The sequence below is a fragment of the Pseudomonas sp. MIACH genome (assembly GCF_001269925.1).
Taxonomy (GTDB): Bacteria; Pseudomonadota; Gammaproteobacteria; order Pseudomonadales; family Pseudomonadaceae; genus Aquipseudomonas.
The window spans coordinates 1-7,571 of record NZ_LHVO01000071.1; the positions used below are offsets into that span (position 1 = coordinate 1).

4 protein-coding genes are annotated in these 7,571 nt (G+C 59.9%); 2 read left to right on the top strand and 2 right to left on the bottom strand.

Features of this window, described 5'->3' with window-relative positions; translation table 11 throughout:
* On the bottom strand, window positions 1-4,630 hold a 4,630-nt coding region (locus AD670_RS30345), incomplete at its 3' end, for an RHS repeat-associated core domain-containing protein (protein ID WP_082341081.1).
* A gap of 316 nt (window positions 4,631-4,946) precedes the next feature.
* On the opposite strand from AD670_RS30345, the gene AD670_RS30350 reads away from it, so the two are divergent.
* The gene (locus AD670_RS30350) at window positions 4,947-6,032 is read left to right on the top strand and encodes a DUF1615 domain-containing protein (protein ID WP_053140891.1); all 1,086 of its coding nucleotides are present in this window, start codon (window positions 4,947-4,949) and stop codon (window positions 6,030-6,032) included.
* On the opposite strand, the gene AD670_RS30355 is transcribed toward AD670_RS30350, so the two are convergent.
* Window positions 6,033-6,827, bottom strand: a complete 795-nt coding sequence (locus tag AD670_RS30355; RefSeq protein WP_053140894.1) for a DUF4349 domain-containing protein — start codon at window positions 6,825-6,827, stop codon at window positions 6,033-6,035.
* Between the two features lie 156 nt (window positions 6,828-6,983).
* Here AD670_RS30355 and AD670_RS30360 point away from each other — a divergent pair, with 156 nt between their 5' ends.
* Window positions 6,984-7,406 (top strand): PaaI family thioesterase, encoded by a 423-nt coding sequence (locus AD670_RS30360; RefSeq protein ID WP_053140896.1) that lies wholly within the window; start codon window positions 6,984-6,986, stop codon window positions 7,404-7,406.
* Window positions 7,407-7,571 lie beyond the last annotated feature (165 nt).

Genomic DNA, 7,571 nt, shown 5'->3' on the forward strand with positions numbered 1-7,571 from the left:
TTCGCGGTGTATGAATTGGGCGTAGGTTGAAGTGAGAGCCTTGATCGCCTGCTCCGTTTTGAGCACCGAAATTAYGCCCTGCTGAATGGTCTTGTATTAGTATTTTGGAACCATCGGCTCTCGTATATTGGTAGACCCTCGTCTTAATCGGTTTTCCAGAATTATCTAAAATTGTTTTTTCATTTATATCTGACATTTTCACAGTGTTGTATTGTTTTTTTGCGCCAGAACCCGCGTCGGTAAATACATCGGGTTGTTGCGATGTCGGTATATTGGCGTCTCTTTTTGCTTCGCGGAATGCTCCTTTACGAGATACATAAGGTGCGTGAGGTTCAACAGGTATCGCGCAGGTTGGATTTTTCTTTACTACGCCGGTGCAACGGGCATTCAGTCCGAGTGGATCTACCCAACCCGTAGGATTGGGCACGTACTGGTAGGCATTAATCCCACCCGCCAACTTCACCGGATCAGGCGTCAGGTAACACCCAATATCCGGATTGTAGTAGCGATGACGGTTGTAGTGCAGTCCGCTTTCCTGATCGAAGTACTGACCCTGAAAACGTAGCGGGTTGTCGATTTTGCCTTTGTCGAGACGGCTGATCTGGCCGTAGGCGCGGTAGTGGGCGGACCAGACGATTTCGCCGTCGGGGGCGGTGAGTTCCTGCGGTGTGCCGAGGTGGTCGAGTTGGTAGTGGAAGGCTTTGGTGTTTTTTGGGCCGAAGCCTTCCAGCAGTGCCAGTGGACGGAAACTGTCGGGTTCGTAGAGATAGCTGCGATGGCGATCCGCATGGTGCTCGGCAATCAGCCTGTCGCCTTGCCAGAAAAACTCCGTGGTTATGCCATCGACGGTTTTGCTGATGCGTCGCCCAAACGGGTCATAGCGATAGCTGGCGGTTTGGCCGTTGGGTTGGGTGAGGCCTATCAGCCGATGCTGGCAGTCGTAGCGGTATTCGGTGACGAGTGCGTGCCCACGGCCACGCCGTTCACGGATCAGGTTCCCGAAGGCGTCGTAGTCGTAGTGGCGGTCGCCCTGGATCATCAGGCGGTTGCCGGCGACGATGTCGGGGCCGGGGCGGTCTTGCATCAGCAGGTTGCCGGCCGGGGTGTGGCCGAAGCGTTCCTGCAGGTCCTGGGAGTGGTTGGCGCGGGTGAGGCGGCCTAGCGGGTCGTAGTGGTAGTGGTGTTCGCCTTTGCGGGTGTCGAGCAGGCGGGTGAGGTTGCCGGATGTGTCGTAGTCGTATTGACGTTGGTAGAGATGCTCTTGTTGCTGGGTGATCGCGTGGGCGTGCAGGCGTTGCTGGTCGTCGTAGTGGTAGTGGCTGAGGAGTTGGCCTTGTTGGCGCTGGTGTTCTTGGCCGGCCTTGAACAGATGAGAGGTCAGCAGCGCGCCGTTTAATTCTACGGTGGCGAGGTGGCCGCCTTTGGCGTGGTTGAAGGTGAGGCGGTTGTTGTCCGGAAGACGCAGGGTTTGAAGCTGGCCGCAGGCGTCGTAGCCATAGCGCAAGGTGCCCCAGCCCTGATGTTCGGCGGTGAGGCGGTTTTGTTGATCGTATTCGTAGGCCAGCGCCCAATGGCCGTCGTCGACGCTGAGGAGGTTGCCCTGGCGGTCGTAGGCATATTCAACAACGCTGCCATCGGGCAGAGTTTTTCGTACGAGGCGTCCGGCGTGGTCTCGCTCGTAACGGGTAACGAGCTGACTACCATCGTCGCCGTGTTCGATTTTTTCCTGCAGGTTGCCGTTGAGGTCGTAGGCATAAGCCGTACGCTGCCCGTCAAACCCGGTTTCCTGCTGGATCAGGCCATTGGGGTGGTAATCAAGTCGGTAGGTCTCGCCGACCTCGTTTTCGATCTCGGTCAGCAGTAATCGCGCATTGTCGTAGCGGTAGTTGACCTGGGTACCGTCGGCGTTGATACGGCGGCTGATCAGGTGCAGGCCGTCGGCGTATTCGTAGCGAGTAACGTGGCCCCGTTCATCGCGTTCGGCGGTGATTTTGCCGTAGGGGTTGTAGCTGTATTCCCTACACGCCCCACCGGGCAGCACCACGCGAACCAACCGACCCACGCTGTCCCACTGATACTGGGTCAGCGCGCCATGTGCATCCTCGCGGGCAATCTGTCGGCCCAAGTCGTCATAGCGGTAACGCTTGATCCCGCCATTGGGCAGTTGTGCCTTTATGAGCTGCCCACGGTCATTCCACACCAGCCGCTGACAACTGTGATCCGGATACCAAACCCCGACCAGTTGCCCGTATTTGTTGTAGCTGTAGTCCGTGACATGACCGTCGGGATCGATCTTACGAATGACATCGCCCTGGTCATTGCGCTCGTACTTCCAGACCGCCAGACCCCGCCTTACAACCCGTACGAAGCCATTGTCATGCTCGTAGGTTGTTGGCTCATCATCCCCGGGAAATAACGCCACCAGCCTTCCGGCTTCGTCGTACTGATACGCCGTCACAGCGCCCAGAGGATCCTGCTCAACCGTCAGCCGGCCCTTGTCATCGTAGGATTTGAAATGCTGGGCACCATCCGGATCTATCCGCTGTACCAGCCGCGCCCGGTCGTCATGGACATACACTTCCTGGCTGCCATCGGCGTTATGCACCGTGACACGGCCGTCATCTCCCCAGGCATACCGCGTATCCATCTGGGAAAAACTGGCCCAATGCCGCACACACCGCGCGGCCTTGCCAGACCGTTCCCACGCCCAGAAGAAACTCGCCCCACCGGCCAGTCCGCGCTCAAGAATCACGTGCTGATCGTCGTAGCGATAAACCTCGTTTTCGCCTACCGCATTGGTCGCCGAAACCAGTCGGCCAGCGTCGTCGTAGGCGTAGGAAACGACGGTCTGCTCGGTAATCCATACATACGGACCACGGCCTTCTGCCCGCTGTACCTGGTAGTCCACCGCCACGATGCGGTTCGATTCATAGCGCAGGAACAGCGCACAACCCGCACCGTTATCCAGCCGCTCAATGCGCCCCAAATAATCCCGAGCAATCCGCAGCCGGTTGTCGTACGCATCGCTGATCGAGACCAGCACACCGTCGCGAAAGTGATAAAACCGCGACGCCTGGGCCAGCACCAATTCATCCGGCGACGAGCCCAAATAGATCGCTGCTTCGGCCAAGCTGTTGGTGATTGCAGGCCGAGCAACAGTCGGCAGCGGAAACAAAGTCGAGCGGTTCTCATGGTCAATCCAAACCACCGAGTCGCCCGACACCGCAAGCCGATGCGCCAGCGAGTGACTCCAGCCAAACCCCAAGCCGCCATCCAGTTCCACCGCACTGGTGCGGTACAACCGTGTCCATTCGAACGGCAAGATCCCGTCTAAAACACCATCTGTGAGGGTGAGCAATTCCTCCCCGGTAACCATCGACACGGGGCAGCCGTTGGTTACCGTCTTATCCGAAGAAGCCGCCGCATCGCCCTTCGGATTCGTCGATACAGCAGGCACATCATCGACAGGCTCCTGCCTGACCAACACCGTCTTCTGTGTCTTGTTACGAACCGCCGGCACCGGGTTCGAAACCACGTGATCCCCCGCCTTCATCGGCGCAACCGGTACGGTCTTGATCGCTGTCGCCGGGCCACCAAGCAGCAAAGGCTTCACCGCCTCGACATGCGACTCCAACCCAGGCTCTACAAGCTGCTTGGCCAACAAATCCAACAACTCTCGCGCGCGCTTGGATTTGATAGCGCTCAGCACTTGAGCCCCCAGCCGCGCCGCCACCCCCATCGCACCCAACACACGAATCAACAGCAGATTGATCAGCACCTCGCCAGTGATCTCTCCCCACAGTTCAGTCATCTGCGGCGGCGGCAGCATGCGCATCCAACTGACCATCGCCGACACGTAGATAAACAGCAGCGGCTCATCGCTGAGTACCAGCAAACCGCTGGCAATCGTGTCTTTGCCCAGCTTCAGCAATTCATCGAGTTCGGCCTGGGAGAGGTAGGCCAACAGTTTTTCGCTGTTGGGCTTGAGATCCGCCAACAGGTCATACAACTGCGTAACGTTGTCCCACAAATTGAAGAGGGCTTTTCCAAGGCCGCTGAAAAACGCTGCTTCCAGCATGCGGCGCCGATCGAGGGGCTTGGCTTCGGCATAGTCTTTCCACTGATCCTGGAAAGTGCGCGCCCACTCTTCCCGCAGGCGCGCCTCCAACCCCACGATCACCGATTGATAAGACCCATACAGCGCCTTGACGTGATCCTTGGAAACGTTGGGGTAGAAGCTGATTTGGTACGGCTGGTTGCGATCACACTCGGTGATTTCGAGGATGCCGCTGGGGCCGATGGTCTTGTGGATCGGCTCGCCCAACGGGCCGCCATTGGGATCGACGCGCTGCAGCATCACCGGCGTGTTGCCGATGGGCACGAAGCGCGTGCTTTCGAACATATGCACCAGGGTCAGGGTGCCGTTGGCCGGGCACTTGGCGACGGTGCTGCTGGGGATGATTGAGCGATTGATCGGCGCGACCAGCGCTACCTCATCGCCGACCTTGAAGACCTGCTCGACCTCCAGCGCCGAGAAGCTCCAGACGCTTTGCGCCCATTGATCGAACGTATTCAGGCATTCGCGAAAGTCACGGAAGACGCGTTCAACGTCGACCGCTTTCACGTCCATCGGAGTCAGGGCCAGCCTGCCAATGGCCGGGCTCAAGACGCAGCCCCTTCAACCAGGGCTTTAACGAAAACAACCATCTGCAATCCCTCGCACTGTGTATTCAGGCGAGGGACTTTGCAGCGGTTTTCAGGTTGGTGCTGTAGAGCTTATCTTGCCGTTACGTGGGATCTTTCAGCGGCTATCGTCCTATCAAGCCTTCAGCGCTGCGCAAACGCCAGGTTCAGCCCTGGCTGGCGAGAAGGCGAGTTGGCGAACCCGCGTTAGACTTACCGGTCCATATCCGCAACGCTTGGCCCATCGTCCTCAAGGAAGTCCCATGTCCCCACGCTGCCTGATCTTCTGCCTTGCCCCCTTACTGGTGCTGGCCGGCTGCTCCACGTCGCGCGGCCCGCAGCAACCAGCGCGCAGTGAAGCCGAGGTGAAGGCCGAGATCGTGCGCTTGCTCCCGGCTAAAGTTGCAGACCGCAACGGCTGGGCCCAGGACATCTACACCGCCTTTGACACTCAAAAGATCTACCCCAGTACCGAGAATATCTGTGCCGTATTGGCGGTGACCGAGCAGGAGTCCACCTATCAGGTCGACCCGCCCGTGCCCAACATGGGCAAGATCGCCCAGGATGAAATCCTGCGCCGTGCCGGTAAGGTGCATGTGCCGGCCTTTGTGGTGCGCAGCGCCCTGCAACTGCGCTCGCCCACCGGCAAGTCTTATGCCGACCGCTTGAATGCCGCGCGCACGGAGAAGGACCTGAGTGGCATCTTCGATGACTTCATCAGCGTGGTGCCCCTGGGCAACACCCTGTTTGGCGGTTTCAATCCGGTGCACACCGCCGGTCCCATGCAGGTCAGTATCGACTTCGCCCAGAAACAGGCGCGGGGTTATCCCTACACGGTGGATGGCACGATTCGTCGGGAAGTCTTCACCCGGCGTGGCGGCATGTACTTCGGTATCGCCCACTTGCTCGGTTACCCGGTGAGCTATGACCAGCCACTGTATCGCTTTGCCGACTTCAATGCGGGTTGGTACGCCAGCCGGAATGCGGCGTTCCAGGCGGCGGTCAGCCGCGCGTCGGGCACTGAGTTGGCGCTGGACGGGGATTTGATTCGCTACGGCTCATTGCTGCCCGGCACCACCGAACTGGCGGTGCGCTCATTGGGCGCGAAGCTGGACATGCGCAACCCCAGCATTCGCAGCCAGCTGGAACAGGGCGAACAGCTGGATTTTGAAGACACCACCCTCTACAACCGCGTGTTTGCCCTGGCCGACCAGGCCGCCGGCAAGCCGATGCCCCGTGCGGTCCTGCCGGGCATCGTGCTCAAAAGCCCGAAGATCACCCGCAACCTGACCACGGCGTGGTTTGCCAAGCGCGTGGATGAGCGGTACCAGCGGTGCATGAAGCGCTGATCAGCTGCGGCGCCTGACAAATTTGCGCCACAGCCACACCCACAACCACACCACCGGAAACGCCAGGATCACGAACGGCAGCACATAGCTGGCGCGTTCCAGGGCGTCTGCGGTGCCGTCCACCAGGTTAGTGCCCAGGTTGCTGAACATCCGGCTGAAGCGTGACGGTTGGTTCGCGCCATCCGAAGAACGGAAGTTGAGGGTGACGCGGTTGGTATCCAGGCGACGCTGCTGGCCGGCGGCAACCTGGGCGAGTTCCTGCAGTTCGTTTTCAATGCCCGCCTGCTCCTTGCTCAAGGCGATCAGGTCGCTGACGGTGATGTCCTTGCGCTTGGCCAGTTCATCGAGGCGCTGTTGCTGGGCTTGCAGGCGATCCTGGCGGCGACGTACATCGGCGACCGCGTCAGCCAGGTCTTCGGCGGTGGTGATGCGCTGGCCGAGTTTGCCGCCTTCAGCGGCCATGGCGACCATCGGTTCGACGCCGGTGGGCGCGATCCGCAGGATGATCTCGCCGCCGTTGCTGTCTTCGGTGATGCCAAGGATATTGCACGCGCCAAACCGCGCCGATTCACAAGCCTCGCGGGTGGCCTGCATGCGCGGCGCGAGCAGGGCGCCGGATAGGGCCAGGGTCAGTTCGTGTTCATAGGCCAGTTGAGCGCCGGCCCGACCTTGTTCGCCATTGATTACCGCGGCGCGGGAGTGGTCCTTGGGCGAGCAGCCGACCAGGGCCAGGCCGGCCAGCAGAATCAACAGGGGCGCGCGAAGCGATTGAAGGTTGCCGTCCGGATGGCGCATTGCAGTTCCTTGAGATGTGCGGGGGGCATTGGCCGCGATTAAAGCGGGTCCGGCGAATTAACGCAAAGTATCGTGCAGGATTTGCAGGGCTGATGGTGATGGCTGCTATTGGGCGTGTGGCGTACATCTCAAATCCGACCCCAAGGAAGACTCGCCATGATTGCTCACGCCGTGCCCGAAGGTTTTGTCCCGCTGCCGCGCAGCAGCCCGTTGCTGGATTTGCTTGGCCCGGCGTATTGCCGAGGTGACGGCCTGCAACTGGAGATCGGCCTGCGCGCCGACAATCGCCATGCCAATGGGCGTGGGACTGTGCACGGCGGTGTGTTGGCGACCCTGGCGGATATCGGCATGGGCTATGCCATGGCGTTTTCCAGTGAGCCGCCGTTGCCGTTGATTACAGCGAGCATGACCGTGGATTACCTGGGGGCGGTGCAGGTGGGAGAGTGGATTACGGTGCGCTTGGAACATCACAAGCGAGGGCGGCAAATGGCGTTTGCCACGGTGAGCCTGCAGGTGGGGGAGAAGGTGGTGGCGCGGGCGAATGCGGTGTTTGCCGTGCCTCAAGCTGACAGGCAATGACGATCGAATATGGGAGGGACGTGGGGATCTACACAACTTTTCAGACCCTGACAAATCTCCCTGTGGCGAGCGGGCTTGTCCCGCGTTGGGCTGCGAAGCAGCCCCAGTAAAGAAGAACGCGGTGTATCAGACACTCTGTAGAGGCTGGTTTTGGGGCTGCTTCGC

What these genes read in the sequence shown, in the direction of transcription:
- AD670_RS30350 (WP_053140891.1), top strand. Translation starts at nt 4,947, where the DNA reads ATGTCCCCACGCTGCCTGATCTTCTGCCTTGCCCCCTTACTGGTGCTG.
- AD670_RS30355 (WP_053140894.1), bottom strand. Translation starts at nt 6,827, where the DNA reads ATGCGCCATCCGGACGGCAACCTTCAATCGCTTCGCGCGCCCCTGTTG.
- AD670_RS30360 (WP_053140896.1), top strand. Translation starts at nt 6,984, where the DNA reads ATGATTGCTCACGCCGTGCCCGAAGGTTTTGTCCCGCTGCCGCGCAGC.